The organism is Leisingera sp. F5, from assembly GCF_001593695.1.
In genome coordinates this window covers 1-1,867 of record NZ_LUKH01000678.1, presented here as the reverse complement: position 1 = coordinate 1,867, position 1,867 = coordinate 1, and the positions used below count along the sequence as shown (strand labels likewise).

General features: G+C 61.8%; 1 protein-coding gene and 1 pseudogene. One reads left to right on the top strand and one right to left on the bottom strand.

Features of this window, described 5'->3' with window-relative positions; all coding sequences use genetic code 11:
- Positions 1–242 precede the first annotated feature (242 nt).
- A pseudogene (locus A2I95_RS34690) lies at positions 243–1,161 on the top strand (IS5 family transposase).
- 116 nt (positions 1,162–1,277) lie between these two features.
- Here the strand turns inward: A2I95_RS34690 and A2I95_RS34685 are convergent.
- Positions 1,278–1,826 carry an RSP_2648 family PIN domain-containing protein gene (locus A2I95_RS34685; RefSeq protein WP_027258567.1) on the bottom strand — a complete coding sequence of 183 codons (549 nt, stop codon included), beginning with the start codon at positions 1,824–1,826 and terminating at the stop codon, positions 1,278–1,280.
- Between the last annotated feature and the right edge of the window lie 41 nt (positions 1,827–1,867).

Here is a 1,867-nt window from a genome sequence, read left to right as displayed (position 1 = left end):
GAATTAATTGGAATGGTGAGCACGGGGTAGATTTGAACGAGGCCTGCGGGTGCGCCAAGGAAGCCCTGTGTTTACTGGAAAACCAGATTTGGCGCTCAATCCTGCACTTCGGGCGACGAGGGGCCTTGTTGCACAAATCGAGTGGGGGATTCACTGCGTGAACCCTGTATGATAGCTGGGAGGCATGAGCAGTTGCCCCCACGAGATACAAGACCACGAACTGGTCGTCGTACAATAAAAGTCTGAAGCAGCGCGAAAACTTGTCGATCTGGTTTGATCCGGAGATGATTTGGACGCCGCCGCCGACTGGCAAGCGCGGTCGCCGCTGCCAATTCAGCGACGCCGCGATCCAAACCTGTCTGACCCTGAAAGTTCTGTTCGGCATGCCGCTGAGGCAGACGACCGGGTTCGTACAGAACCTTCTGGGGCTGGCCGGTCTGGACTGGACTGGGCCGTGCCGGACTTCAGTACCCTGTGTCGCTGCCAGCGGAAACTGAAGGTGGCTATCCCGTACCGTGGCGGCGCAGGCCCGCTGAACCTGCTGATCCCCTTTTCGGGCATTGCTGTGCAATACCCTGCCGGGCAGTGGACAGCACCGGTATCAAGGCCAAGGGGGAAGGCGAGTGGAATACCCGCAAGCACGGTGGTCCCAAGCGGCGCATCTGGCGCAAGATACACATTGGCATCGACGAGGAAACGCTGGAAGTCCGGGCCGTCGAAGTTACTGGCAGCAACATCGGCGATGCAGCCATCCTGCCTGATCTCCTGGACCAGATCCCGGCTGAAGAACCGATTGGTTCCGTGACCGCTGACGGGGCCTGTGACACCCGGAAGTGCCACGAGGTGATCGCCGCTCGAAACGCCGTTGCCGTCATCCCGCCTCGCAAGAATGCCAGACCCTGGAAACAGACGAGCCCCGGTGCCGCTGCCCGCAACGAAAGTCTGCGAGCTTCGAAATACCTGGGCCGCGCCCTCTGGCGGCGATGGAGCGGCTATCACCGCCGGAGCCGTGTCGAGGCAAAGATGAACTGCATCAAGCTGCTCGGCCAGTCCCTCATGGCTCGCGACTTCGACCGCCAGGTCGCAGGCTTGCAGGTTCGTATCGCCGTGCTGAACGGCTACACCGCCCTTGGCATACCCATCACAGTGGCCATGGAGTAAATCCGTCCGGGGAAAGGGAAAATGCACTCGGGGCTCGATTTGTGCAACAACGCCGCGCGCCCCAGTCAAAAAATTTTCGGGCCGGTCCACTGCCCCTCATACTCCCCGGAGTATTTTCACAAAGAAGAAGACAAGGCCTTGGCAAGCCGCGGCAGGCGGGCTTTCTTCAGCAACGGGCGGATCTCCCAGCTGCCGCCGGAGAGGCGATTGGCCTCGGCCAGCACCTGGGCGCCGAGGGCCTCCATACCGGAGTTATCCTGCAGCCAGAACCGGTAGAGGAGTTCGTCCGCTCCGAGACGCTCCAGGCCTTCCTCTGCCAGGGTGTGGCGGGGGAAGTCCTTGTTGTTGAGGGTGACAATAGCGTCGGCGTGGCCGGTGATGGCGGCAGCCATAACATGGATGTCGGCGCTGTCGGGCAGCCACAGGCGGGATTCAACACCCGGTGATGCGGGCACTTCGGCCTTGGGCCAATTGGCGCGGATCAGGGTGATCTCGGCCTTGGCCTGCGCGGCGCCTTCAACCCCGAGCTTCAGCGCTGCGCGTTCCCATTCGCCCAGGATGCGGGCCGACCAGAGCGGGGTGAAATGCCCCAGCCTGGCCGCGCCCAGCAGCATTTCCCGCATCACGGTCGGGTAAAGCACGCAAGTGTCCAGGAGCAGCTTCATCCCGTGTCAGTCCAGCCGGAAGAACACGGCCTTAAGGTAAC